The organism is Rhizobium sp. 01T444, from assembly GCF_056398305.1.
Genome location: NZ_JBFTPD010000288.1, coordinates 1 through 597, shown reverse-complemented (window position 1 = coordinate 597; position 597 = coordinate 1). Strand labels below are relative to the sequence as shown.

Annotated in this window: 1 protein-coding gene; it reads left to right on the top strand. The window is 60.6% G+C overall.

The genetic code is table 11. The annotated features are described in order from the left end of the window. Positions 1-308 (top strand): hypothetical protein (locus AC1DTN_RS38495; protein ID WP_477925459.1); only part of this gene is annotated, 308 nt, incomplete at its 5' end. Between the last annotated feature and the right edge of the window lie 289 nt (positions 309-597).

Sequence of the window (597 nt, the reverse complement as noted above, 5' to 3'; positions counted from 1 at the left end):
GCCCCACCGGAACGCGCGCCATGGCGGTGGCCGTGCAGCCGGATATCAACCTGGCCGATGGCATGAGCCCCCACGCTCGCGAGGCATCGATGCGGGAGAACAGCGCGGTTGCGCAGGAAGTGGCGACGCACGAGCGTCGCGTGGCGATGAACATCGACACTTCCGTGTTGGAGTGCCGTTTGCTGGAATCGCGGATTGCAGCGCTCGATGCTCTTACTCGACAGCCGCTCTCGGGTAGTGAGCAGGACCGGCTCAGGGACGAAAGGAAGCGGGCGAGGGATCGGCAGTTTGCGCTGCGTTGTCGGTAAGCTCGAACGAGGCCGCAGGAGACTCACACATGACAGCTCGCCTAGAGGCCGGTGATGTACTGATCATGATGAATGCGAACCTTGGGCAACAGAGCCTCCCTCAAGGTGAATGCGCACGACACCTTTTTTTCGCCCGGATGTACGCTCTAACCACCTTTGAGGAGCTGCAGCAATGAGTGGTACCGGTGTCGAATTGCGGATGGATATTCTCCGAAGGGCAGCCGAACAACAGATGTTGAAGCCGCTTCGCACACATGGCTGGACCGCCGGCATCACAGCCGAAATGGAG